This window comes from Corallococcus sp. bb12-1 (assembly GCF_026626765.1).
GTDB lineage: Bacteria > Myxococcota > Myxococcia > Myxococcales > Myxococcaceae > Corallococcus > Corallococcus terminator.
Genome location: NZ_JAPNJZ010000028.1, coordinates 123,700 through 146,942 on the forward strand (window position 1 = coordinate 123,700; position 23,243 = coordinate 146,942).

Consider the following 23,243-nt stretch of genomic DNA (forward strand, 5'->3'; position numbering starts at 1 on the left):
CTGGACGCGCTCAGCCCGGCGGTCCAGCCCCGTCCCCGAACTCGTAGTCGCCGGCCGCCGCGACGGGTGACGGTCCTGACAGCAACGCGCGGCGCAGCAATTCCACCTGGGCTTCGGCCGTGCGGGCCTGTCCGACGAAGTGATTCACCGACTGGGGGTGATCGCGCTGCCGGGACTGGGCGGCCAGGCGGCGCGACAGGGACGCACTCTCCTCCAGCGCGCGCAACGCGACCCACAGCGCCGCGTCCAGGCGCTGCTGCTGGCTGCTGGACAGCGCCTCCGCCGTGTAGCCGTGGCCGGTGCGGCAGCGGAAGCGCAACAGCCCTTCCTCCTCCAGTTCGAAGAGCACGCCGCCGCAGTCCGGACAGGAGAAGTGGGAGGGCTTCGCGTAGCGCGAGGCCTCGGGCGGCTCCTCCATGGAGGGGCCATCCACCGTCATCGCCTTCACCTCGGACGCCACCCGCCGTGAACGCCGGTGCGCCCGAGAGGGCGCGGGCGTGGACGCCAGTCGCCGCAGCAGTGGCGCCAGCTCCACCAGCGGCACGCAGTGGTCCACCTTCACGAACTCCAGGGCGCTGCGGGGCATGTCCGGGAAGAACGCATCCTGGGGCTCCTGCACCACGGCGAGCCCCCCTTCCCGCTTCACCGCGAAGAGCCCCGCGGTGCCGCAGTCGAGCGCGCCCGTGAGCACCACGCCCACCACCCGCGGCCCATACGCGGCCGCCGCCGAGCGGAACAGCGAATCCACCGCCGGCCGGTGGCCGTTCTCGCGGGGGCCCTTCACCACCTTCACGTGGCCGGCCTCTACCAGCAGGTGTCTGTCATTGGGCGCCACGTAGATGTGGCCCACCTTCAGGGGCTCGCCATGCTGGGGATGGTGGGCGGGCAGCGGCCCGGAGCGACTGAGGATCTCCGGCAGGTAGCTGCGGCGATGGGGCGCCACGTGGAGCACCACCAGCACGGCGGCGGGAAGGTCCACGGGCAGGCTCCCGACCAGCCGGCTCAGGGCCTCCACCCCTCCGGTGGAGGCGCCAATGACGATGATGTCGTGGTTGGCCATGGGCCCTCGCTCCCGGACACGCGCCCTTCAAGCTAGGGAAGGACGGCGCCCCCCGGCAGCGCGAGCGCGACCGGCGGGCCATGCGCCGGGCAGGCGCGGCGGCTCGGGGGCCAGGGACGGCGTCATGGGTTGCCCCGCCTCGGGGGAGCCAGCGGGTTGTGTGTCGCCCGCGGGGCTACCGGGCAGGTCGCGTTCCAGTAGGCGACACTCCAGAAAATTCCAGGGAGGCTGGCCAGCCGGGAGGGGGTTGGGCGATACTCCGGGGGTGCCCGGCTCGCTGGTTCCTGGGGCGGCGTGATCGGGACATCCCAACTGTCGGTTCCAGGGGGAGCCACCATGTCGTCGGAGTCAAAGATTCGCGTCCTCATCGTGGACGATGACCCGGACCAGCTCGCGCTGGCCGAGCGGACGCTGTCTTCCTACAACTTCGAGGTGCGCACGCACCGCTCGTCGTTGGGGGTCTCCAACCTGGTGCGCACCACGGCGCCAGACCTGGTGCTCCTGGATGTGAACATCCCGGCGCTCAGCGGCGACAAGGTGCTGGCGCTGGCGCGGCAGCAGGCCCCCGAGCACACGCGCTTCGTCCTCTACTCCGCCTCCGACGAGGCCAAGCTGCGCGCCCTGGCGCTGGCGGCGGGCGCGGACGGCTACCTGTCCAAGAGCACGCAGGGCGCGGACCTGGCGCGCAAGCTGGAGCGGCTGCACAAGCGTCCGCGCATCGCCGAGGCCCCCGCGAAGTAGCGCTTCGCGGCGCCCTCACGTCACGCTTCGACGAGGGCGCCGACCTCCAGGAACACCTGCCGGAAGTCGCCCTGGGCGCCCAGCATCCGCAGGTTCTGCGCGAGCCCGCCAGTGGCGCGGAAGAACATCATCGCTTCCGGCGGCGGCTTGATGCGCAGCATGCGAGCGGCGTTGCGCGTGAAGTGGTTGCGCATGTCGCGGTTGATGTCGCAGGTGCCATAGTCGTACGGCGATGCGCGCATGGGCCGCCCGGCGATGTGCAGCACCTCGCGCAGCAGTTGCTCCGCCTCCGCCTCCGGCATGTCCACCGTGAAGCCGACCTCCCGGCACAGGCCCAGCACGTCCAGCGTCTCCAGGCGCAGTGCCTGGTGGAACATGCGGCGGTTGGCGGTGACGAAGCCCGGGCTGAAGCGCTTGATGGAGCCGAAGTCCAGGAGGCCCATGCGCCCGTCCGGCATCACCATGAAGTTGCCGGGGTGCGGGTCGGCGTGGATCTCCCCCGCGTCCAGGAAGGGCCCGTAGGTGGCGCGGATGAGCTGGCGCGCGACGCGGAAGCGCGCGTCGTTGTCCGGGGATGTCGTCACCCAGTCCTTGAGCGTCTGGCCTTCCAGGAACTCCAGCGTGAGCACGCGCTTCGCGCTCCGGTCCACGATGACCTGCGGCACGTACAGGTCCGGCAGCTTCGCCACGCTCTGGGCGAACCCCGCGGCGAGCGTCGCCTCGCGGCGGTAGTCCAGCTCCAGCATGAGTTCGTCGCGGAACTCCCGGAAGTACGCGGTGCCGTCCATCATCTTCGACGTCTTCGACACCGTCTTCACGACAAGGCCCAGGTTGTCCATGTCGTGGCCCATGGACGCGTCGATGCCCGGGTACTGCACCTTCACCGCCACCTTGCGGCCGTCGTGCAGCACCGCCCGGTGCACCTGGCCCAGGGACGCGGCGGCCAGCGCCTCACGGGAGAACTCGCGGAACAGCTCCTCCGGCGGCGCGCCCAGCTCCTCCTTCACCACGCGCGACACCTGCGCGTAGGACATGGCGGGCGCCTGGTTCTGGAGCTTCGCCAGCATCTGCCGCACTTCGGGCGTGAGCAGGTCCTGGTCCATGGAGAGCGCCTGGCCCAGCTTCATGGCCGCGCCCTTCATCTCCCCCAGCGTGGCCACCAGCTTCTCCGCGGTGCCCAGGCTGAGCAGCTCCGACGGACTGGAGCCCGCGAGGTGTTTGGCGCCCGTCTTGAGCACCTCCGAGCCCACGTGCATGGAGAGGCCCGCCAGCTTGCGCAGGCGGTTGAACCGCCCCTGGGGCGGAAGCTTGTCGTCGGGTTCGGAAGCCATGGGAGAGGAGAGGATTAACGAGGACTCCCCTCCCATACGCAAGGCGACCCCTGTCCAGATGCGTGGCCGGCCCCCTTACCGGGGGGCAGCCGAGCCCCGGACCCGGGCCCGGAGGAAGCGCCAGCGCTTGAGGCCCTCCAGGTCCAGGGGGTCCGCGCGGACGGCCTGCTCATAGGCGGCGAGCGCCTCTTCCAGCCGGCCCACCGACGCCAGCGCATCCCCGGACAGCCGGTGCACGGCGGCGCGGCCCTCACGGCCGGTGTTGCCCGCGAGGAAGCGGCGGCGGCACTGCTCCAGCATGGTGGCGGTGAGGCCCGCGGCGAGGCACCGCTCGATGCCCTCCACGTTGCCCAACGTCGCATCGTACTCCACGCGGCGCTCCACGTGGCCCAGCGTGTGGAGCGCCCCGGCGACGCGCTCCAAGGCGCGCTCCACCTGGGCTCGCTGGGCGTCCGACAGCGGGCGGGCCTTGAGCAGCTCCAGGGCGCCGCGCGCGCGCTGGGCGGCGGTGCGCACCGACTCCAGGGTGGCGTCGCGCGGCAGTTCCAGCACCGCGTACGGGTCCCCGGCGAGCCGGCGGCGGAAGACCTGGAGGACGGTCTCCGCCTGGGTGTCCTCCGGCGTGGGAATGGCGGCGGACGCCACCGCCTGGCCGGACATGGACATGGGGCGCGTGGCGTGGCGCAGCTGGGCGAGCGTGGCCTGGAAGCCAGGGCCGCTGTCGCGCAGCTGCACGCCGAAGCCCGGGGCCATGTGCCACGCCTGGGCCTGCTCGACCGTCACGTGGCGCACCACCTGGGCGGTGCAGGGCAGCTCGCCGCCGGGCAGCCGGAGCAACAACGACACGTCCGCCAGGAGCGCGGGCGGCGGGGAGGCCAGCGGGAAGAAGAGGCCGGTGCGGCCCACCCACTCGCCCTGGAGTTCGAGCGAGCCCTGCGTGCCGGTGCCGCGCAGGAGCGCGGACAGCTTCGGCGCCTGCGGCGCGGGAGGCGGGGCGAGCGAGGCTTCCAGCGCCGCCTTCAGCTCCGCGGCGGAGGCGAAGCGGTGTTCGGGGCGCTTGGCCAGGGCGCGCAGCAGCACCTTGGAGAGGGCCTGCGGCACGGCGGCGCACACCTCGTGCGGCGGCACCGGCTCCTTCTGCAGGTGGCCGACGAGGATCTCCGCCGCGGAGCGCCCGAAGAAGGGCACCTGTCCGGTGAGCAGCAGGTACGCCAGCACGCCCGCCGCGTAGATGTCGCTGCGGGCATCCACCAGCCCGTCGCCGCACTGCTCGGGGGCCATGAACTCCGGGGTGCCCAGCAGGACACCCACTTCGGTGGTCATCTCACCGGCGGGCCGGGACAGCAGCTTGGCGATGCCGAAGTCGAGCAGCTTCACGCGCTGCTTGCCACCGGGGCTGGGGACGAGGAAGACGTTGGCGGGCTTCAGGTCGCGGTGGACGATGCCGTGCGCGTGCGCGGCGCCGAGCGCGTCACACACCTGCGTCATCAGGTCCACCACCAGCGCCGGGGCCATGGGGCCGCGCGCGAACTGGGCGAGGCTGTCCCCCTCCAGGTACTCCATGACGAGGTACGGGCGCCCCTCGCGCGAGTCCAGGTCGTAGAGCGTGACGACGTTCTCATGCTGCACCAGCGTGAGCGTGCGGGCTTCGGACAGGAAGCGCGCGACGAGCTCCGGCGCCTGCGCCAGGTGCGCGTGCAGCACCTTGATGGCCACGCGCTTCTGGATGAGCGTGTGCTCCGCGAGGAACACGGTGCCCATGCCGCCGCGCCCCAGCTCGCGCACGACACGGAAGCGGCCGAACTCCTGGCCCACCAGCGACGGGACGATGGGCGTGAGCGATGACATGGGCGAAGGCGTCAGTGGAATCGCCGCGACCGGTCCCGGAGGTGGCGTGCCCGCGTACAGCAGGGTGCCACCCGTATCGAGCCCCCGCATCAGCGTGGGACACGCCTCCGCATCGGAGTGGGGCTGACCGCAGGAGCAGGTGAAGGACGGCGAAGCGAGCACGGGAGGGGGACCGGGGCCTGGAGAAGCGAGGGGGTTGGAGACAGCGTCAGGAACGGATGCCAGCGGTGTGCCAGGACCCGGGATTTTCGGGCTTGCGCGGACGGTCGCGCCAAACGGTTGATCCGCTTCGCCTTTCCGACACTGCGTCGCGACCCGTGTTCCAGCGCATCACGAGACACCCTTCGGTTTCGGGGAGTTTTTACAGCCCCGGGACAGAACTCTTTTCCGCCCTGCTACCCAATACGTTCAATCCGCCCAACCTTGACCGACTTCCGCCTTCACGGCCCTTCAACGTCGCTGCCGCACCGCGCAGTCCCAGCAAGATGACAGGCGCTCGTGCGGGTTTCCAGTGTTCGTCAACATGACCAACGAGAGCGGAAAACATCTCGTTCACTCTCGAAGAAACCCGTGTTTGCGAGTCTCCCGGCGGACACCTGGAAGCCCCTGAGGGCGTGTGAGTGACGCGCGGATCCGCGACCTGTTCGAGGCGCGACAAAGCCCGCAGGGCTGAAGCGTTTCGCCAAGATGGCTTGTTTTCCCCGCCTGTGAATGGAGCGTGGGCGCGAGCGGAGAGGGGCGGAATCGCCGGTGCCCCTCCGCCGTGCGAAACATTGTTTTGCGATTGGGATTGCACCTCCGTGGGGCCTTGATTCGCGAATCAATCTGCTCATACCCTGAGTGCGCTTCTATCTGTTTTTAGAGGCATTCCCCTCTTCTCAAGGCTTCCCCCTCTTGAGGTGTCCCATGTCGCAACGTGTTCCCTCGCGGCTCTTCCGGCTGCCGTTCCTTCTGCTGGGGTTGCTCACCCCGCTCGTGGCGGTCGCCCTTCCCGTCCAGGCCACGGTCGCGCGTGCCGTCGTGGCGGCTGTGCCGACCACGGGCTTCAAGTTCGCCGACATCACCGTGGGCGACGGCACCGTGCTCAAGGCCAACTACATCGCGCCGACGACGCCGGGGCCGCACCCGGCCGTCGTCTTCATCTCCAGTTGGGGGCTCAACGACCTGGAGTACCTGGCCCAGGCACAGGCGCTGGCGCAGCGGGGCTACGTCGCGCTGTCCTATACGCCGCGAGGCTTCTGGGCCTCGGGCGGTGGCATCGACACGGCCGGTCCGGCGGACATCGCGGACACGTCGCGCGTCATCGACTGGCTGCTCGCGCATACGTCCGCGGACGGCTCGCGCATTGGACTCGCGGGGGTCTCGTATGGCGCCGGCATCTCGCTCATCGCGTCGGGGTTCGACTCGCGCGTGAAGGCCGTGGCCGCGCTGTCCGGTTGGACGGACCTGGTGGCCTCGCTGTTCGGTGGGGAGACCCGGCGACCGCAGGCGGTGGGCCTGCTGGACTTCACGTCGCGGCTGCTGGGCAGGCCGGGCCCGGAGCTGCGCACGACCATCGACAACTACTACGCCAACCGCGACATCGCGGGCATCAAGGCCTGGGGCCGGGTGCGTTCGGCGAGCACCTACCTCTCCCGCATCAACGCGAACGCGCCCGCCATCCTCATCGCCAATTCCTACGGCGACAGCCTCTTCCCGCCCAACCAGTTGGTGGAGTTCTACGGCCAGCTCACGGGGCCCAAGCGCCTGGAGCTCGCACCGGGTGACCACGCCGTCGTGGAGGCCACTGGCCTGTTCGGACTTCCGAACCACGTCTGGAGCAGCGTCACGCGCTGGATGGACGCGCACGTCGCGGGCGTGGACACGAGCATCACCAAAGAGGCGCCCATCGTGCTGCGCACGTACAACGGCGCGGTGGAGGGCTACGCGTCGTGGGCCGCCGTCGCCTCCAGCACGCAGCGCTACGGGCTGGGCTCCATCCGCATCATCGACGGCACGGGCACGCTGGGCGGCACGCCGTCCACGAGCGCCGCGCGGACCATCTGGGCGTTCGACACCACCGCCGATGCGGGCGTGGCGCTCCTGACCAACGGGCTCCAGGCGCTGACCGGCATTCCGCCCATCGTCTGGCTGCCGGGCGTCAACCGCCTCAACGCGGGGGTCTGGACGTCGGCCCTCACGACGCGGTCCATCTCCATCCGTGGCACGGCCACCCTGCGCCTGCGCATCACACCGTCCGCCTCTTCCGGGACCGTGGTCGCGTACCTGTATGACGTCACCGGCGACTTCGGCGGCCTCATCACCCACGTGCCGCTCACCTGGACGGGCGCCACGCCCGGCACCCCCGTGGACCTGGACCTGAAGTTCCCCGCCACGGCCTATGACGTGTCGGCGTTCCACCAGCTCGCGCTCGTCGTGGACACGCAGGACCCGCTCTACCTGGGCGCCAATAACGTCGGCGCGCAGTTGTCGCTCCGGGGTCCGTCCTGGTTGGACCTGCCGCTGCGCTGACCTGAGCCCCGTGCCGGCGCGCGCCGTCGCTGAAACCGCGCGCGCCGGAGCGGGCACGCATCCAGCGCGTGGAGTCTCCCCCGAGCGCCGGGCAAGCCGGGGACGAGCGCTCGGAACTACGCGGTGCGTCAGGTAGGGTTCCCCAAGAAAAAGGAGCGACGGCGAAAGGTCCCCGTTAAGGGCACCGGCATCCCTTTCCCTTTGGGGGATGCATGGCAGCGGTTGGATGTGTGCCCTTGCGGCACCTCTCCTTCCACCCATGCTGATCAATACCAGACGGCGGCAGACACCCGACTTCGCATGACGCGGAGTGTCGCGTGCCTATCGTCGGTTCGTCTTCAAACCCAACCGCAAAGAGGTCGAGTCATGTCGACGGTCTACGAAGCACCGGGTCAGAAGGGCAGCAAGGTCCAGTTCCTGAGCCGCTACGGCAACTACATCGGGGGCAAGTTCGTCCCGCCGGTGAAGGGCCAGTACTTCGAGAACATCAGCCCCGTGAACGGGCGCCCCTTCTGCGAGATCCCGCGCTCCACCGCGGAGGACATCGAGAAGGCGCTGGATGCTGCCCACGCGGCCAAGGATGCGTGGGGCAAGACGCCCGCCGCCGAGCGCGCGAACATCCTCAATCAGATCGCCGACCGCATGCAGCAGAACCTGGAGATGCTGGCGGTCTCCGAATCCTGGGACAACGGCAAACCCATCCGTGAGTGTCTGGCCGCCGACCTGCCGCTCGCCATCGACCACTTCCGCTACTTCGCGGGTTGTATCCGCGCGCAGGAAGGGTCGCTCAGCCAGCTGGATGACAACACGGTCGCCTACCATTTCAACGAGCCGCTCGGCGTCGTGGGGCAGATCATCCCGTGGAACTTCCCGCTGCTGATGGCCGCGTGGAAGATGGCGCCCGCGCTCGCCGCCGGTAACTGCATCGTGCTCAAGCCCGCGGAGCAGACGCCCGTCACCATCCTGAAGTTCGTGGAGCTGGTGGGCGACCTGCTCCCCCCCGGCGTCCTCAACATCGTGAACGGCTTCGGCATCGAGGCCGGCAAGCCGCTCGCCAGCAACAAGCGCATCGCGAAGATCGCCTTCACGGGTGAGACGACCACGGGCCGTCTCATCATGCAGTACGCCTCCGAGAACCTCATCCCGGTGACGCTGGAGCTGGGCGGCAAGTCCCCCAACATCTTCTTCGAGGACGTCTTCTCCAAGGACGACGACTTCGCGCAGAAGGCGCTGGAGGGCTTCGCCATGTTCGCCCTCAACCAGGGCGAGGTCTGCACCTGCCCGTCGCGCTCGCTGGTCGCGGAGCGCTTCTACGACGAGTTCATGCAGAAGGCCGTGGAGCGCACCAAGCGCATCGTGCAGGGCAACCCGCTGGACACCGCGACGCAGATCGGCGCGCAGGCGTCCAATGATCAGTTGGAGAAGATCCTCTCCTACCTGGACATCGGCAAGAAGGAGGGCGCGAAGGTGCTCACCGGTGGCGGCCGCAAGACGCTCTCCGGCGCGCTGTCGGAGGGCTTCTACGTGGAGCCCACCATCTTCGAAGGCAACAACAAGATGCGCGTGTTCCAGGAGGAGATCTTCGGCCCCGTCGTCGCGGTGGCGAAGTTCAAGGACGCAGCCGACGCGCTCGCGCAGGCCAACGAGACGCTCTACGGCCTGGGCGCTGGCGTGTGGACGCGCGACACCAACACCGCCTACCGCATGGGCCGGGGCATCCAGGCCGGCCGCGTCTGGGTGAACTGCTACCACCTGTACCCCGCGCACGCGGCGTTCGGCGGCTACAAGCAGTCCGGCATCGGCCGCGAGAACCACAAGATGATGCTCAATCACTACCAGCAGACGAAGAACATGCTCGTCAGCTACGACCCCAAGCCCATGGGCTTCTTCTAGGGATGCCTGTTCCGCGCGTCGAAGTGACGCCGGCCGCCGAGGCCCTGCTCCACAAGATGCAGGGCCTCCACGGTCCGCTGCTCTTCCACCAGTCCGGCGGCTGCTGCGACGGCAGCGCGCCCATGTGCTTCCCGCGCGGCGACTTCCGCGTCGGGCAGGAGGACGTGTACCTGGGTCAGGTCGTCGGCACGCCCTTCTACATGTCCGGGTCGCAGTTCGAGTACTGGCGCCACACCCACCTCACCGTGGACGTGGTGCCCGGTCGCGGCAGTGGCTTCTCCGTCGAAGCCCCCGAAGGCGTGCGCTTCCTCATCCGTTCGCGCCTGTTCACCGACGACGAGTACCGGTCGATGGAAGCCGAAGGGCCTCCGCTCAAGGGCGTCCAGCACTGACGACGTCCCGCGCGCCCCTTCCCCCCCCTTACGAATCCTGGGGGGGAGGGGTTCGCGTGTCGGGCGTGCTCTGGCGAGGCAACCGCAAGGTGAAGGTCGCGCCCTGCCCAGGCTGGCTGTCCAGGTCGATGCGGCCGCCCAGCGCTTCGACAATCTGCCGGCTGATGTAGAGCCCCAGCCCCATGCCGCCGTAGTGCCGGTCGGACACGGCGCGCTCGAAGCGGCCGAAGAGCCGGGGCAGCGCGTCCGCGTCGATGCCGATGCCCTGGTCGCGCACCTCCACCCAGGCCTCGTCGTCCGCGCCGGTGCCCGCGCGCACCGACACCGGGTGGCCCGCGCCGTACTTGGCCGCGTTGGTGAGCAGGTTCACCAGCACCTGATCCAACCGGAGCGCGTCCCACTGGCCCTTCAGCGTGCGCGGCAGGTCCACCTGGAGGGGGCACCGGGCCTGGGCGAACACCTCCTCCAGCCGCTCCACCGCGTCGCGCGTCACCTGGACCAGGTCCACCTCCGCGCGCTCCAGCGCCAGCTTGCCCAATGACAGACGGCTGACGTCCAGCAGGTTGTCCACCAGCGCCGTCAGCCGCAGCACCTGCCGCTGCGCGGTGGCCAGCCGGCCCGTCACCGCCCCCGACATGCCGGCCACCTCCAGCGACCGGCCAATCAGGTTGTGCTGGAGGATGAGGCTGGTGAGGGGCGTCTTCAGCTCGTGGCTCGCCACGGAGAGGAACTCGTCGCGCAGGCGCACCGCGGACTGGGCGTCGTGGAAGAGCTGGGCGTTCTCCAGCGCCACGCCGATGCGCAGCGCCAGCTCCTCCACCATCGTCACGTCCGCGGCCACCAGCGTGCGCTGCGGCGCGGCGGTGAACAGCGTGATGACGCCCAGCAGGCGCCCCCGCGCACGCAGCGGCACCGACAGCACTGACGTGGGCGACAACCGGTGCTCCTCGCGGGGGGACACCGCGTCGCGCCGCTTGAAGTCCGGGCGCGACAGGAAGCAGACCTCGCCGGACGCGAAGCACTGGAGCGCGGGATGTTCGGGCCCGAGGTCCGGTTCCGACAGGGCGGCCTTCAGCCGTGCGTCGTGTTCGGAGGCGCGGTGGCCCGCCGTCACCCGGCGCAGGGTTCCGTCCGGCGCCGTCAGGTCCACCAGACAGCCCGTGGCCACGTGGTTCGCGACCAGCTTCGCCACCTCTGGCAGGGCCTGCTCCACGTCATCCAGACGCAGCGACAGCACGCGGCTCGCGTCCAGCAACAGTTGCAGCCGCTCCTCGGCCTCCTTGCGCCGCGTGATGTCCGCCATGGCGCCGGTGAGGTACGCGACCTGCCCGTCCGGCCCGGGGAAGGACTGCCCCACGCTGTGCAGCCAGCGGACGCCCCCGTCGCGGCGCACCACGCGGAACTCCAGCTCGAAGAAGCTGGGCGCCTGACGCTGGTGCCGCAGGAACTCCGCCTCCACGTGCGGCCGGTCCTCCGCGTGCAGGCGGGAGAGGAAGTCGCCCACGGCCGAGGAGGAGTCCACCGCCGGCAATCCCAGCATGTGGTTGAGCGCCGCGTCCCGCGTCTCCTTCGCGCGCCCCAGGTCCACCCGCCACGTGCCCATGTCGCCGGTGACCAGCGCCTGCCGCAACCGTTCGGTGCGCTCTCGCAATGCCTCATAGAGCGCGGCCCGCTCCAGCGCCTGCGCGCACTGGTGCGCCAGGGCCTCCAGGAAGGCCCGCTCCGACGCGGAGAAGGCCCGCGGCTCCGGCCACCCGAGCAGCAGCAGCCCCTGCATCCGCGTCTCGCCCCACAGCGGCACCACCGCGCGGGCCCCCGGCCCCAGGCTGCGCGCGAACTCCGCGACCTGGGGATGCTGGCGACTGAGCTCCTCCAGCGAGCTGAACCACCCCGCCTCGCGCTGGCATTCGCGGCGCGCGGTCGGGAAGGTGTCCTCGGCCGGGGGGCGGATGAGGCGGGCCAGCGCTTCGTTGGAGTACCCCAGCATCCTCAGGGGCCGCAGGCCGCCGTTCTCCTCCAGGGCCATCACCGCGACGCGCGTGGCACCGCTGGCCTCCCACACTTCGCGCGCCAGCACCTGCGCCACCGCGTCCTCGGTGGCCGCGCGGGACAGCGCCGCCGTCACCGCCTGGAGTCGCGCCGTGCGCGCCTGGGCCTGACGGGATTCGCCATACAGCAGGGCGTTGTCCAACGACAGCGCGGCCCGCCGGGCCAGCTCGCGCGCCAGCGCCAGGTCGCGCTCGCCGTAGCGGCGTTCGGTCTCGCCGGACATCAAGGACAGACATCCCAGCACCCGGCCTCGCGCCTCCAGCGGCACCAGCATCACGGAGCGGCAGCCCAGGCGCCAGGACTCCGCCAACCGCGCATCGCCCTGCGCCACGGCCGCCTGGACATGGGCTTCGGGCACGTCCGGAACGAGGAAGGGCTGACCGGTGCGCAGCACGCCGGACACGCCCGTGGGGCCGTCCACCCGTTCGGGCCAGCGCTCCGCGATGGCATACGCGGCGGGCACGAGCGCGGGATCCCGGTGCGCCGCGGCCCGGCGCGCCACCGTGCCCGCCGACGTGACCAAATCCACCACACACCAGTCCGCCAGCCCCGGCACCACCAGGTCCACGAGCTGGCGCAGCACCGTGGGCTCATCCAACGACGACGACAGCACCTCGCCCGCGCGGGCCAGGAAGGCGAAGCGGCCCTCCTCCACGAACGCACGCGACGGCACGCCCGCGTCCTGAGGAGCCACCCGCATCGGAGCATCCGCGAAGGCTGACTTCACGTCCTGGGTACAGGCCGGAGGCGCATCATTCACGGCCACCGGGTCCGCCATGGAGGAAGTGTCCGCGGCCGAGACCTCTCCGCCCGGAGGCAGGGAACCCAACGCCAAAGCCAGACCGGACGACACGTCCGCATCCGCCAGCCGGGACACGTGCGCCGCGCCCGGGGGCGGCGTCTCACCGGGCAGCTCGGCGGAAGGCTCAACGGATGGTTCGGGCATGGAGGAAGGTCGACGGGAGGCGTCGATAATGACGGTCCCGGCACTTCAACCAACCCCGAGGGGATCCAGATTCGGAGCGAGTGTCCGGCAGGCAACCCGTCCGCGCTCGCCTGCCCGCGCGCGCCGGCTCAGCGCGTGGGCACTTCAGGTGAAGGCGGGTTCCACTCCCCATCAACATCACGTCCGGATCCAACGTGAGCGTGTAGTGCACGCACTCCGCCACCGACAGGTGCGGCAACACCGGCGTGTCCCGCGCCTCGCCCCCGGAGCCGACCTTGCCGCGCGGGCGCGGCTGGAGCGGCCGGCCATGGCCCTCCGTGTCCCGCGAAAACAGCCTCGCGCCCGCCCGCTCGCCCTAGACGCCCCGCACCCGGTCCATCGGGCGGGAGAAGATGAACGCAATCACACTCACCCGGCGCGCCGCGTACGCGGTGGACAGCTCCGCGGCGGCCTTCACGTCGTCGGACTGGCTGGGGCTGAAGCGGAAGGCTTCGCCCGAAACGCCATCCTCGAGCAGCAGCCCTCCCGACTTCAGCTCCGCCAGACGGCGGGCCGCGGAGGCTTCGGTGATGCGCAGCTCCAGGGCCACCGCCGGCGCCGTCCACGCCCGGTCCGTCCGGGCACGAAGCAGGAGGAGCACCTCCAGCTTCTCGATGGAATCAATGTGCGCCGTGAGGAAGCGCTGGACCCGGGGTGCAAGGTCGGCGTCAGTCACGCCTCCACCTATGGACCTAGATACTTTGTGAATCAACCTTTTCTCTCACAGCGGTTGTTCACAGTCCCACACGAGCCCGCTCCCTTGTCTGGCAGGGTGCGTCACGGCGGGGCGCTCCTGATTCCGCCTAGTTGCGCACGCGCTGAGCGGGGGCTCGCACCCGGACGTCCATCCGCGCCTCACCTGCCACCATGCTGCTCAGGGCCTCGGGCTGGGTGGGGGACAGGCGGGCCACGGCGCGCAGGGCGGCCACCAGGATGAGGGACTCCAGGCTGGAGGGGACGCTCACGCCGTGGGGGCCGGACTTGATGGGCAGGGGCAGCCGGGGCACGCGGCCGGCGGCGAACAGGGCCTCCACCGCGTAGGCGGGGCTGGGTTCCAGGGACACGGCGATGGCGGGCAGGGCCTTGGCCTCCTCGCCCTGGCCATGGACCTGGAGCTCCAGCAGCCGCGCGAGCGCGCCGGGCCGTTCATAGAGGGCCAGTCCCGCGAGCCCGTCGTCCGCGTGGAAGACGCAGCCCTCGTAGGTGTGCTCGTGCGCGCCGGTGACGTCCACCACGAAGGGCTGGCCGTCATCCCAGTGCGTCCACGGCCTCGCGTTCCAGTATTCGGTGGAGGCCTGGACGAAGAGCAGCGCCTTGTCCGACCCCAGCCCGGACACGCCCCGCTGTCCCCACGCGAGGAACGTGGCGATGGCCGCCCGCGAGGAGAGCGCCGCCTGCGGAGGCGGCGCCACGCTCAGGCCCAGCTCCAGGGCGGCCTCCGCCAGCGCGGGCTCGCACAGCACCTGGGACGTGTCCTCCAGGCCGGCGATGAGGGCCCTCACGCCCGCGACGTCGTCCTGTTCGAAGACGGGGGCGGACGGATCGCCCGACTCGCCAATGCGCAGATACACCCCGGTGGTGCCCATGGAGAGGGGCACCGGGCCCAGCTTGAGCAGGTGGAACATGGCGGGCCTCCCGGGCGCGCGGCTTGGACGCTCAGCCTTCCCGGACGCGCGGCGCGTCCAGGGCCTTGCGCACCTGTTTCATCAGGGCGCGGATGTCGAAGGGCTTCTGGAGGAACTCCATCCCGGGGTGCTGACGCCTCAGGCCGTTGGTGTCCACGGCGCTCATGCCCAGCACGGCGACGTGGCGCAGCTCCGGGTCCTTCTGGATGCGCTCGATGAGCGCGGGCCCATCCAGCACGGGCATCATCCAGTCGGTGAGCACCAGGTCTGGCTTCACCTCCGCCATGCGCTCCAGGGCCTCTTTGCCATGGGACGCCGTCAGCACCCGGTAGCCCTCTTCCCTCAAGAGGTCCGCGAGCGCTTCCAGGATGCCCTGTTCGTCGTCCACCACCAGCACGGTCTCGGTCGCGGGAGCCACGGAGCCTCTGGGGTCAGGAGTGGTTGCCCGGGAAGCGGGCGATGCCAGTGAGCAGCAATTCGGGAGCCGGCTGGAACGGAGGCTGGACCTCGATGCCCTGGGGCGTGATGAGGAACTCGCGCAGCGTGGGGTCGTAGTCCGCGTCACGCATCTTGAAGATGGAGAGCAGCCGCCGCAGCCGGCCGTTGAGCTCCAGGTGGCGCATGAACAGCAGGTTCTCCGCCACGCCGGACAGGCCCGTCCCCAGCGGCACGTCCATGTCCGGACCGAAGAGCCGGGGCGTCTCCAGCGTGAAGAATGTGGTGACCCCCAGCCGGCGCAGTTCCTGCGTGAGCGCGGCGAAGAAGGGGCTGATGCGCGCCGGCTCGTGCGTCGTCTCCACCATGGCGCTCAGGCCGTCCACGAACAGCCGCTTCACGCCGCGCCTGCGCACGTCCTCCAGCAGCGTGTGCGCCACCATGTCCAGGTTGCACTCGACGGGCATGTTCCACTGGAGCGTCAACCGGCCGTCCCGCACCGCGCTGCCCAGCGCCAGTCCCACGTTGGCCACCTTGTGCAGCAGCCGGTCCGGGCCCTCGTAGAAGCTCACCATCAGGCCAGGCTCGCCCAGGCGCAGGCCTTCGGCCAGGTGGCTGGCGCCCAGGATGGTCTTGCCGCAGCCCGGAGGCCCCATCACCAGCGTGGTGGACGCGGCGGCCAGGCCCTCCGGAATCATCGCGTCCAGCGTGGGCACGCCGAAGCGCACCCGCTGCGTGCCCCAGTCCGGCGGCTGCGCGCGGCTGACCACTGTCTCCAGGCGAGGGAACACCTCCACACCCTCCTCGGAGATGCGGAAGTGGTGCGACCCGCTCAGGCTCGCGCTGCCGCGGAACTTGCGCACCTGCAACTCGCGCCAGGAGCGCATGGCCGACGTGCGCTCGCGCAGCTCCAGGATGCCGTCCACCATCGTGTATTCGGGATGCACGGTGGGGCCAACGCTGCTCGTGAGCAGGAGCGCGGTGAAGCGCGTGAGGCCCGCGGACACCTGGAGCTCGTGGATGAACTTCTTGAAGTCGCGGCTGCTGCCCGCGGCCTCCTGCGCCTGCACCAGCCCGTCCAGCACCAGGATGCCCGCGCCGTGGTTGCGCATCTCCCGGCGCAGGAGCTCCAGCAGGCCCGGCAGCCCCTGCTCCTCCAGCATCCGGAAGCCGCTGACGTAGTAGATGCGCTGGGGAAGCTGCGAGGCGTCGAAGAACGACATGCTGCGCAGGTTCGCCAGCATGCGCGAATGGGACTCCGCGAGCAGCGTCACATAGAGGCAGCGCGTGCCCTGGCGCGCCTGCTGATAACAAAGCTGGTTGGCGAGGATGGTCTTCCCCGCCCCGGGCTCCCCCACGACGATGTAGACGCCCGACGCCACCAGGCCGCCACCCAGGATGGGATCCAGTCCCGGCACGCCCGTGGCGATGCGATCAAAGACGGGGGAGTGCTGCTCGGTAGGGGACATGGCGACCGCTCATACCGTAAAACCCGGGGTGCCGCTCCGAAGTTCGTGGAGCGCCTGCCCGCCTGGAGTCCCGCCCCGTGGAAACCCTCGTCAGGCTCGCTGAAGGGCTGGGCCGCTTCTCCTCCCGGTTCGTGCCCAGCGCCTTCGCCATCGCCGTGCTCCTCACCCTGCTCACCATGGCCCTCGCCCTGGGGTGGGTGGGGGCTTCACCGCCGGCGGTGCTGGACGCGTGGGGCGGCGGATTCTGGGAGCTGCTCACCTTCTCCATGCAGATGGCACTTGTGATGTTCACCGGCTACCTGCTGGCGCTTACCGCCCCGGTGAAGGCGCTCCTGGAGAAGGTCGCCAGCCTGCCCAGGAGCCCGCGCGGCGCCACCGCGCTGATGGCCGCGGTGTCCATGACGCTCGCGTACTTCAACTGGGGCCTGTCGCTGGTGGCCAGCGCCATGCTGGTGCGCTTCATCGCGCGCCGGCGCCCGGACGTGGACTACCGGCTGCTGGTGGCGTGCGCGTACTTCGGCCTGGGCGCCACGTGGCACGCGGGCCTGTCCGCCTCCGCGCCGCTGCTGGTCGCGACGCCGGGCCACTTCCTGGAGAAGCAGTTGGGGATCATCCCCATCGACCGGACGCTGTTCTCCCCCTTCAACGTGGGCCTGACGCTCTGCGCGGTGGCGCTGCTCACGGCGCTCGCGTGGGCGCTGCACCCGTCCCCGGAGCGCACCGTGCGCGTGGAGCCCGCGGTGCTGGAGAAGCTGGGGGACTTCACCCCGCCCCCGAAGCCCTCCGGGAAGCTCAGCCCCGCTGAGTGGCTGGATCACGCGTGGCTGCTCAATGTCATCTTCGGCGTGCTGGGCCTCATGTGGTTCGCGCGCCACCTGTGGATGAACGGCGGCTGGCGCGCGCTCAACCTCAACGTGGTGAACTTCACGTTCCTGGTGCTCGCGGTGCTGCTGCATGGAACGCCCGCGCGGCTGCTCAAGGCGAGCGAGGAGGCCGCCAGCGTGCTGCACGGCATCGTGTTGCAGTTCCCGCTGTACGCGGGCATCTACGGCATCTTCAAGGCCACGGGGCTGACGGACCGCATCGGCGAGCTCTTCGTCTCATTGTCCACCCGCGAGACATTCCCAGCCATCGTGTATCTGTACAGCGGCGTGGTGAACTATTTCGTGCCCTCCGGCGGCTCCAAGTGGGCCATTGAAGCGCCGTACCTGCTGGAGGCCGCGGGCCGGTTGGGCGTGGCGCCGGAGAAGGTGGTGCTGGCGTACGCCTGGGGCGACATGGCCACCGACCTCATCCAGCCCTTCTGGGCGCTGCCGCTCCTGGCCGTGGCACGGTTGGAGTTCAAGGACATCCTCGGCTTCCTCCTGGTCGCCTTCCTCGTCTACCTGCCACTGGTGACGCTGGGCTTCTTCCTCTTCGGGTAGGGCAGGACGGAGGCGCGGTGTTCCGTGATAGACACACGCACCTGGAGGCCAGACGTGGGACGGCCTCCTTGAACGTCCAAACGAGGGGATCCCGAATCATGAAGAGCGTGTTCAACGGAAGCGTGCTGTGCGCGGTCCTGGGTGTGGCGACGGTCGCGGGAGCGCAGGAGGCGGCGGCCCCGGCGGCGGAGACCGTGAAGGCCCCCAGCGCGGACGCGGTGCGTGACACCTGGAACTTCTTCTACAAGGGCCAGGGCCAGGGTCCGGTGCTGGTGGAAGCCAAGCTGTGTACCGAGGTGGCCAAGGACGGCCCCAACAAGTACGAGTGCACCGCCGAGGTGGGCCCCGAGGGCGTCAAGGCCGGCACCTCCGTGATGCTGTGGCAGAGCTACCTGGTGCCCCAGGGCGACTCCGTCGACGACATCTCGGTGCAAGTGAAGCAGGGCGCCACCGTGCGCGAGACGAAGGACGTGAAGGTGAAGGGCGAGGGCTGGCGCGCGCGGCAGTGGACCGGCGTGAAGCTGTCGAAGCCCGGCGCGTGGACCGTCGTCATCCTGCGCGGCGACCAGGTGCTCAAGGAAGTGCCCGTGAAGGTCCTGTAGCAGCCTGTCCAGCCTTCAAGCCATCCACGCCCGCCGGGTGCCCAAGAGGGCGACCCGCGCGGGCGTCTTTCTTTACCGCCACCTCCCGACCCCGGGTCGGGAGGATTTACCGAATGGCGGACACGCACCCTGCCCCCGCGACAGCTTCCCAATGCCTTTCCCGAGGGAACACCTTCGTATGAGTACCTTGGCCGCGCGCTTGCAGAAGGGTCCATGCGCGGTTGAAGGGTGGGGGAGTCGGGGTTGGTGGGTCGAGACCGGGACGGGGTGGCGACGGTGGCGTGGTTTCGGATGGCGGTGTGCGTGGGAGGGCTGCTGCTCCTCGTGGGGTGCGAGGAAGCCCGGGCTACGACACCGCGCATCCCGGTGCTCGGCGAGGTGGGTGGACAGGTGGGGCAGGAGGGCGTGGAGGCCCCAGCGTGGTCGCGGACTCTGATGATTGGGGATCAGCAGGCGCCGCACGCGGTGGTGACCTCCAACGGGGACGTCCTCGTGGCCGCCACGTATCAGGAGCCCATCAATCTGGGGGCGGGGCCCCTGCCCTTCGACCGCGATGTCATAGCGCCCCATCTGTTGGTGGCGCGGTTCTCTTCGGAAGGCACGCTGCGCTGGGCCCGGGGCTGGACGCCCCGGAGTGAAGCGCGGGCGCGCGTGGGCGGACTGGCGGTGGATGCCAGCGACCACGTCTTCCTTTCAGGCACCTCCGCGAACTACACGCAGGACGGCGCGACGCTGCCGGAAGGGCCCTTCCTGGCCCGGCTGAGCGGCGAGGGCGCGCTGGACTGGGTGCGCTCGCTTCCAGGTGAAGGCCCCATCACCGTGAACGCCGTCACATCCGACAACGACGGCGGCGCGGTGCTGGTGGGTGACTTCACCGGCCAGCGCGACTTCGGCGAGGGATTGGAGACAGCACCCAATGGCAGACACGCGGGCTTCGCGCTGCGCGTGGGACCGAAGGGTGAGCAGCGCTGGAGCCGCGTGTGGACGCCCGTGGGCGAAGGAGAAGTCTCCGCGCGCGCGGTGGCGGTGGATGTCTTCGGCGACGTGCACGTGGTGGGGGGCTACGCGGGGGCGGTGTCCTTCGGCGACGCCACCTTCCTCACGGTGCGCCAGCGCACGCCCTTCGTGGTGAAGCTCACCCACGACGGCGACCACGTGTGGAGCCACGACGTGCGCGGCACGGATGGCTCCGCGGTGTCCGTGGCCGTGGGCCCGGACCGTGTCTTCGTGGGCGGCGGCTTCAGCGGCAAGCTCTACTTCCAGAACGCCTGGCACAAGGCGGACTCGCGCGACGGCTTCCTGCTGGCCTACGACGCCCAGGGCAGCCAGCGCTGGGCGCGCACCCTTCCTACCGGAGCGCCCGTGGTCGCCACCGACGAAGCCGGTCAGGTGACGGTCGCGGGCAGCCACGACGGCGGCCGGGCCCTGGGCGGCGCGGACCTGCCTCCCGGGCTGTATGTCGCCAAGCTGTTGCCGGATGAAGGCACGTCCCTCTGGGTGCGCGGCTTCGCGAGCCCTGGCACCGCGTCCAATGCCCGGACCGTGTCCGTGGATGCATCCGGCGGAGTCCTGCTCGCCGGAGGGCTGAACCGGCCTGCTCCCGAGGGCGGAGCGTCCCAGCGGCTCCAGGACGGCTTCCTGCTGCGCCTCAAGCCCCAGGGCTGAAGTCCGGGACACGGGTGTAGCCCGGCGAGAGGGCCCTTCACCTTCCGCGACGTGGGAAACCAGCGGCGGGGCCCTTCAGGGAGCCCTGCCGCGTCCTCACGTCACCTGTCTCAGGCCCCGAGGCCCTCCGGATCCGTGGCCAGCTCCCCGCCCAGGTGCATGCCCGTCTGGCAGCGGTAGTCGGTGTAGAGCGACGCCGCCACGGTGAACAGCCCCACCAGCACGTGCACCGCCGCCGCCGCGGGCCTGCGCTTCGCGTAGCCGAAGAGGAACGGCGCCAGCACCGCCCCCGCGCCATACGCGTAGTCGGCCAGCTCATGCGCTTCGATGGGGATGAGCTTCGCGAGGCTCAGCCTGTAGTCGGTGAAGAGCGACACGCCGAGCGCCGCGCCTCCCAGGGCCCACCCGGCCGTCTTCGCCGGACCGTCACCAGCCGCGACACCCGCGCCCACCAGCGCGGCGCCCGCCACGTAGTCCAGGACGGAGTGCATGTCCTGTGGCAGCACCCGGCGCAATGGCAGCCGGCCGAACAGCGGTCGCGACAGGATGCCCGCCGCCGCGCTGTGGTCCACCAGGCGGCGCCACTCCCGGCGCAACGCACGCTCCGGGCGCGGGGGAACGGGGGGCAGCACGGGCTCCAGGGGTCGGACTTGATACATGGCGTGTCTCCTCTCCCGCCCGTTTCCGGGGGACGGGACCCTTCCCCGAACGGTAGCCACGCCCCCGGATCCGGCCGCCGACGCCCCGGAGGCCTCCTGCCCGCCTGCCTGTCTCGGTGAAGGGTGGAAAGCAACCCACCCACCGAACTGTTGGATGGAGTGCAGGGGGGCTTCCACGCACCCCGCCCCCGGGGGCAGACTGGGAGTCGCACTCAGGCCCTCACATTTCGAGAGGGCCGGCCGCCCCAGGGCGGGGGTGCCGCGCCCCACCCACAAAGAGAAGACGATTCATGGCTACTGGTACGGTGAAGTGGTTCAACGATGCGAAGGGCTTTGGCTTCATCACGCAGGACGGTGGGGGCGAGGACGTGTTCTGCCACCACAGCGCCATCAACATGGATGGCTTCCGCACCCTGGCTGAGGGCCAGAAGGTGGAGTTCGAGGTGACCAAGGGCCCCAAGGGTCTGCAGGCCCAGAACGTCCGCGCCGCCTGAGCAGTGACGCCAGCTGATCCGGGCCCCGCCCGGTCCGGAAGCCCGGTCTCGCGTGCGCGCGGCCGGGCTTCTTCATTTTTACAACCTGCCGAGAAGGCAAAACACGCAATTCCTTTCAAACCCTTCACCTCCAGGAGAATCGAGGGGGGGCCTGTACAAAGTCACAAAGACGTCTGTTAGGCTTTGGACCGCGAGGGAGGGGCGCACCATGTTCGAAGTCACCAACGATGTGAGCCGTCGGACGATCACTGCCCGCATGAGCGGTTTCATGCGGCCGAACGAGATGAAGGAGTACGTGGCTGTCTACCGGAAGGCCACGGACAGCTACGGCGGAGGGCGGCACCTGGTGCTGGCTGACATGCGGGGGCTTCGCCCGCTGGAGCCGGAATCGGCGAACCTGTTCTCCGAGGTCATCGGCCACGGGCGCAAGAACGGCTGTGTGATGTGCGCGCACGTGTCGGATTCCACCATCGCGCGGCTGCAGACGGCCCGCGTTGCGTCGGAAGCCTCCCCCAACGACGACATCACGGTGGATTGTGTGTCGCTGGAGGAAGCGCAGAGCCAGCTGGCCAAGGCTCGCGTGCGGTTGTCGCTCACGAATGAAGGTCACGCGGCCGCCGGTCGCTGAAGCTCCCGCGATCCGGCTAACGCAGCGGACCCCGCGAGGCCCCGTCTCCTGGCGTCACGTCCGGAGACGGGTGCCCGCGTCCGTGTCCTTCCAAGACACACGGTAGGTGACATCCGCGGCGGTGAAGTCATGCACGTCCACGCGAGGTTCCGCGGCGCCGGTGGCGCGCAGTCCCGCCAGCAGCGCGCCTTGCGTGAAGTAGCGGATGAAACCCGCCTCGTTCATCCACAGCTCCAGCGACGTAGGTGACAGGTCCGTCATCCGCGCCTGTGTATAATTATTGCCCGAGCGAAACATTTGCTGAGCGCGTGAAACACCGCGCCGGGGCCCCATGAGTTGCAACACGCCGAAGAGGGCCCGCCCCAGCAGGGTGGCCCGGTAGCCATCCACCATGCGCTCCCCCAGACGCGCCAGGGCGACCTCGTCCGGCAGGTCCGCGTGGAGGAGCCGGGCGGAGACGTGCACCGCGGAGCACCAGGTGTCGAAGCCGTAGGCGGGCTGGAGCTTGCGGTCCAGGTCCACACCCACCGTGCGCAGGCGCTCGCGGAGCACCGGGGTCATCTGCCCGGCCAACCCGCGGATGAAGAGCCCCTCCAGGGTGTGCTCGAAGATGAGCTTTTCGGGCATGGGGGTACTGTAGGCGCCGGACGGACTTCACGCGAGGCACCCCCATGGGACTGCAACGGGAACTGGCCCTGCTGGCCATGCGCGGCACGCCGCTGCCGGGCCGCGACGACTTCCTCACGCACGCGGGGGTCGCCACGCCGGTGCCCACCGTGCCGGGTTCCCTGGGCGAGGTGGCCCGGGAGTGCTTCGACTCCTTCACGCTGAAGCACCCCTTCGACCTGGTGGTGGTCTTCACCCTGGGGGACTTCCCGGCGGACGCGTCCGGCTCGTCGTACTTCGACCCGGAGAGCCCCTGGTACAACGTCTTCTACGGCGCCTACGGCATCCGTTCATACAAGGCGGATGGCGGTGCCTGGGGTTTCACTACCCAGGGCCACCCAGACATCGATGAGATGCTTCAGGTGGTGCGATTGGACTACGACTATCTCACCGCGGGGGAGCTGGGCTGTCCGCCGGCCCGGATGTGCTTCCGCACGCTGTCGGTGGAGCTGGGGCGCGAGGGCGACTGGCACACCGCGGACGTCACCTGCGTCGTACCCAGTGGGTTGCACCGGCTGGCGGAGGCCCAGGCCCCGGACCTCACCTACTACGCCGCCTTCGGCCTGCCGGACGCGCGCCACCTGGACGCCGGACGGCCCAGCTACGAGCCGGTGCGCATGCGCGGGCACCTCGCGTGGAAGCCCGTGGGGGAGCGGCTGACGCTGGCGTGGGGCGGCCTCTTCCCGGACACGCCGGAGGGCCAGGCCCTGCGCCAGCGCGTGCGGGCCGCGCAGGCGCCGCTGTACGTGCGCTGAAGCGGGCCCGG

20 protein-coding genes are annotated in these 23,243 nt (G+C 70.1%); 10 read left to right on the top strand and 10 right to left on the bottom strand.

The window, feature by feature from the left end; translation table 11 throughout:
- Positions 1–10: 10 nt before the first annotated feature.
- Entirely contained in the window at positions 11–1,060 is a 1,050-nt protein-coding gene (locus OV208_RS34400) for a chemotaxis protein CheB (RefSeq protein WP_267578166.1), read from the bottom strand.
- 336 nt (positions 1,061–1,396) lie between these two features.
- On the opposite strand from OV208_RS34400, the gene OV208_RS34405 reads away from it, so the two are divergent.
- Positions 1,397–1,801: a response regulator gene (locus OV208_RS34405; RefSeq protein ID WP_267578167.1), complete on the top strand. Its 405-nt coding sequence runs from the start codon at positions 1,397–1,399 to the stop codon at positions 1,799–1,801.
- Between the two features lie 20 nt (positions 1,802–1,821).
- On the opposite strand, the gene OV208_RS34410 is transcribed toward OV208_RS34405, so the two are convergent.
- Both OV208_RS34410 and OV208_RS34415 read right to left on the bottom strand, forming a co-directional pair.
- Positions 1,822–3,132: an ABC1 kinase family protein gene (locus OV208_RS34410; protein ID WP_267578168.1), complete on the bottom strand. Its 1,311-nt coding sequence runs from the start codon at positions 3,130–3,132 to the stop codon at positions 1,822–1,824.
- A 75-nt stretch (positions 3,133–3,207) separates the two neighbouring features.
- Positions 3,208–5,070, bottom strand: coding sequence for a serine/threonine-protein kinase (locus tag OV208_RS34415; RefSeq protein WP_267578169.1), 1,863 nt, complete (start codon positions 5,068–5,070; stop codon positions 3,208–3,210).
- A gap of 816 nt (positions 5,071–5,886) precedes the next feature.
- Between OV208_RS34415 and OV208_RS34420 the strand changes: the two genes are divergently transcribed.
- From OV208_RS34420 to OV208_RS34430, 3 genes are all read left to right on the top strand, one after another.
- Positions 5,887–7,491: a CocE/NonD family hydrolase gene (locus OV208_RS34420; RefSeq protein WP_267578170.1), complete on the top strand. Its 1,605-nt coding sequence runs from the start codon at positions 5,887–5,889 to the stop codon at positions 7,489–7,491.
- Between the two features lie 366 nt (positions 7,492–7,857).
- Complete coding sequence (adh, locus tag OV208_RS34425) at positions 7,858–9,384, top strand: aldehyde dehydrogenase (protein WP_267578171.1); 1,527 nt, start codon at positions 7,858–7,860, stop codon at positions 9,382–9,384.
- A gap of 2 nt (positions 9,385–9,386) precedes the next feature.
- Entirely contained in the window at positions 9,387–9,776 is a 390-nt protein-coding gene (locus tag OV208_RS34430) for a DUF779 domain-containing protein (protein ID WP_267578172.1), read from the top strand.
- Between the two features lie 28 nt (positions 9,777–9,804).
- Here OV208_RS34430 and OV208_RS34435 read toward each other — a convergent pair whose 3' ends face one another.
- The 5 genes from OV208_RS34435 to OV208_RS34455 form a co-directional block, all read right to left on the bottom strand.
- Positions 9,805–12,771: a GAF domain-containing protein gene (locus OV208_RS34435; RefSeq protein WP_267578173.1), complete on the bottom strand. Its 2,967-nt coding sequence runs from the start codon at positions 12,769–12,771 to the stop codon at positions 9,805–9,807.
- 355 nt (positions 12,772–13,126) lie between these two features.
- Entirely contained in the window at positions 13,127–13,486 is a 360-nt protein-coding gene (locus OV208_RS34440; RefSeq protein WP_120540464.1) for a hypothetical protein, read from the bottom strand.
- Positions 13,487–13,613: 127 nt separating this feature from the next.
- Positions 13,614–14,435 carry a hypothetical protein gene (locus OV208_RS34445; protein ID WP_267578174.1) on the bottom strand — a complete coding sequence of 274 codons (822 nt, stop codon included), beginning with the start codon at positions 14,433–14,435 and terminating at the stop codon, positions 13,614–13,616.
- A 31-nt stretch (positions 14,436–14,466) separates the two neighbouring features.
- Positions 14,467–14,853, bottom strand: coding sequence for a response regulator (locus OV208_RS34450; protein ID WP_267578175.1), 387 nt, complete (start codon positions 14,851–14,853; stop codon positions 14,467–14,469).
- Positions 14,854–14,866: 13 nt separating this feature from the next.
- Positions 14,867–16,339, bottom strand: coding sequence for an ATPase domain-containing protein (locus OV208_RS34455; RefSeq protein ID WP_267578176.1), 1,473 nt, complete (start codon positions 16,337–16,339; stop codon positions 14,867–14,869).
- 77 nt (positions 16,340–16,416) lie between these two features.
- On the opposite strand from OV208_RS34455, the gene OV208_RS34460 reads away from it, so the two are divergent.
- From OV208_RS34460 to OV208_RS34470, 3 genes are all read left to right on the top strand, one after another.
- A complete protein-coding gene (locus OV208_RS34460) occupies positions 16,417–17,763 on the top strand; it encodes a short-chain fatty acid transporter (protein WP_267578177.1) in 1,347 nt (448 codons plus the stop codon).
- 98 nt (positions 17,764–17,861) lie between these two features.
- The gene (locus OV208_RS34465) at positions 17,862–18,365 is read left to right on the top strand and encodes a hypothetical protein (protein WP_267578178.1); all 504 of its coding nucleotides are present in this window, start codon (positions 17,862–17,864) and stop codon (positions 18,363–18,365) included.
- 246 nt (positions 18,366–18,611) lie between these two features.
- A complete protein-coding gene (locus OV208_RS34470; protein ID WP_267578179.1) occupies positions 18,612–20,030 on the top strand; it encodes a hypothetical protein in 1,419 nt (472 codons plus the stop codon).
- A gap of 110 nt (positions 20,031–20,140) precedes the next feature.
- On the opposite strand, the gene OV208_RS34475 is transcribed toward OV208_RS34470, so the two are convergent.
- On the bottom strand, positions 20,141–20,689 hold the full coding sequence (locus OV208_RS34475; RefSeq protein ID WP_267578180.1) for an SPW repeat domain-containing protein: 549 nt from the start codon (positions 20,687–20,689) through the stop codon (positions 20,141–20,143).
- Between the two features lie 290 nt (positions 20,690–20,979).
- On the opposite strand from OV208_RS34475, the gene OV208_RS34480 reads away from it, so the two are divergent.
- Together OV208_RS34480 and OV208_RS34485 are read left to right on the top strand one after the other, a co-directional pair.
- Positions 20,980–21,183, top strand: a complete 204-nt coding sequence (locus OV208_RS34480; protein ID WP_120544798.1) for a cold-shock protein — start codon at positions 20,980–20,982, stop codon at positions 21,181–21,183.
- 268 nt (positions 21,184–21,451) lie between these two features.
- A complete protein-coding gene (locus OV208_RS34485) occupies positions 21,452–21,811 on the top strand; it encodes a hypothetical protein (protein WP_267578181.1) in 360 nt (119 codons plus the stop codon).
- 54 nt (positions 21,812–21,865) lie between these two features.
- Here the strand turns inward: OV208_RS34485 and OV208_RS34490 are convergent, their stop codons facing one another.
- A complete protein-coding gene (locus OV208_RS34490) occupies positions 21,866–22,438 on the bottom strand; it encodes a DUF2378 family protein (protein ID WP_120544799.1) in 573 nt (190 codons plus the stop codon).
- A gap of 44 nt (positions 22,439–22,482) precedes the next feature.
- On the opposite strand from OV208_RS34490, the gene OV208_RS34495 reads away from it, so the two are divergent.
- Complete coding sequence (locus tag OV208_RS34495) at positions 22,483–23,232, top strand: hypothetical protein (RefSeq protein WP_267578182.1); 750 nt, start codon at positions 22,483–22,485, stop codon at positions 23,230–23,232.
- The last annotated feature ends 11 nt before the right edge of the window (positions 23,233–23,243 follow it).

What these genes read in the sequence shown, in the direction of transcription:
- OV208_RS34490 (WP_120544799.1), bottom strand. Translation starts at nt 22,438, where the DNA reads ATGCCCGAAAAGCTCATCTTCGAGCACACCCTGGAGGGGCTCTTCATC.
- OV208_RS34430 (WP_267578172.1), top strand. Translation starts at nt 9,387, where the DNA reads ATGCCTGTTCCGCGCGTCGAAGTGACGCCGGCCGCCGAGGCCCTGCTC.
- OV208_RS34405 (WP_267578167.1), top strand. Translation starts at nt 1,397, where the DNA reads ATGTCGTCGGAGTCAAAGATTCGCGTCCTCATCGTGGACGATGACCCG.
- OV208_RS34465 (WP_267578178.1), top strand. Translation starts at nt 17,862, where the DNA reads ATGAAGAGCGTGTTCAACGGAAGCGTGCTGTGCGCGGTCCTGGGTGTG.
- OV208_RS34400 (WP_267578166.1), bottom strand. Translation starts at nt 1,060, where the DNA reads ATGGCCAACCACGACATCATCGTCATTGGCGCCTCCACCGGAGGGGTG.
- OV208_RS34435 (WP_267578173.1), bottom strand. Translation starts at nt 12,771, where the DNA reads ATGCCCGAACCATCCGTTGAGCCTTCCGCCGAGCTGCCCGGTGAGACG.
- OV208_RS34420 (WP_267578170.1), top strand. Translation starts at nt 5,887, where the DNA reads ATGTCGCAACGTGTTCCCTCGCGGCTCTTCCGGCTGCCGTTCCTTCTG.
- OV208_RS34485 (WP_267578181.1), top strand. Translation starts at nt 21,452, where the DNA reads ATGCGGCCGAACGAGATGAAGGAGTACGTGGCTGTCTACCGGAAGGCC.
- OV208_RS34495 (WP_267578182.1), top strand. Translation starts at nt 22,483, where the DNA reads ATGGGACTGCAACGGGAACTGGCCCTGCTGGCCATGCGCGGCACGCCG.
- OV208_RS34475 (WP_267578180.1), bottom strand. Translation starts at nt 20,689, where the DNA reads ATGTATCAAGTCCGACCCCTGGAGCCCGTGCTGCCCCCCGTTCCCCCG.
- OV208_RS34480 (WP_120544798.1), top strand. Translation starts at nt 20,980, where the DNA reads ATGGCTACTGGTACGGTGAAGTGGTTCAACGATGCGAAGGGCTTTGGC.
- adh (WP_267578171.1), top strand. Translation starts at nt 7,858, where the DNA reads ATGTCGACGGTCTACGAAGCACCGGGTCAGAAGGGCAGCAAGGTCCAG.
- OV208_RS34445 (WP_267578174.1), bottom strand. Translation starts at nt 14,435, where the DNA reads ATGTTCCACCTGCTCAAGCTGGGCCCGGTGCCCCTCTCCATGGGCACC.
- OV208_RS34415 (WP_267578169.1), bottom strand. Translation starts at nt 5,070, where the DNA reads ATGCGGGGGCTCGATACGGGTGGCACCCTGCTGTACGCGGGCACGCCA.
- OV208_RS34455 (WP_267578176.1), bottom strand. Translation starts at nt 16,339, where the DNA reads ATGTCCCCTACCGAGCAGCACTCCCCCGTCTTTGATCGCATCGCCACG.
- OV208_RS34410 (WP_267578168.1), bottom strand. Translation starts at nt 3,132, where the DNA reads ATGGCTTCCGAACCCGACGACAAGCTTCCGCCCCAGGGGCGGTTCAAC.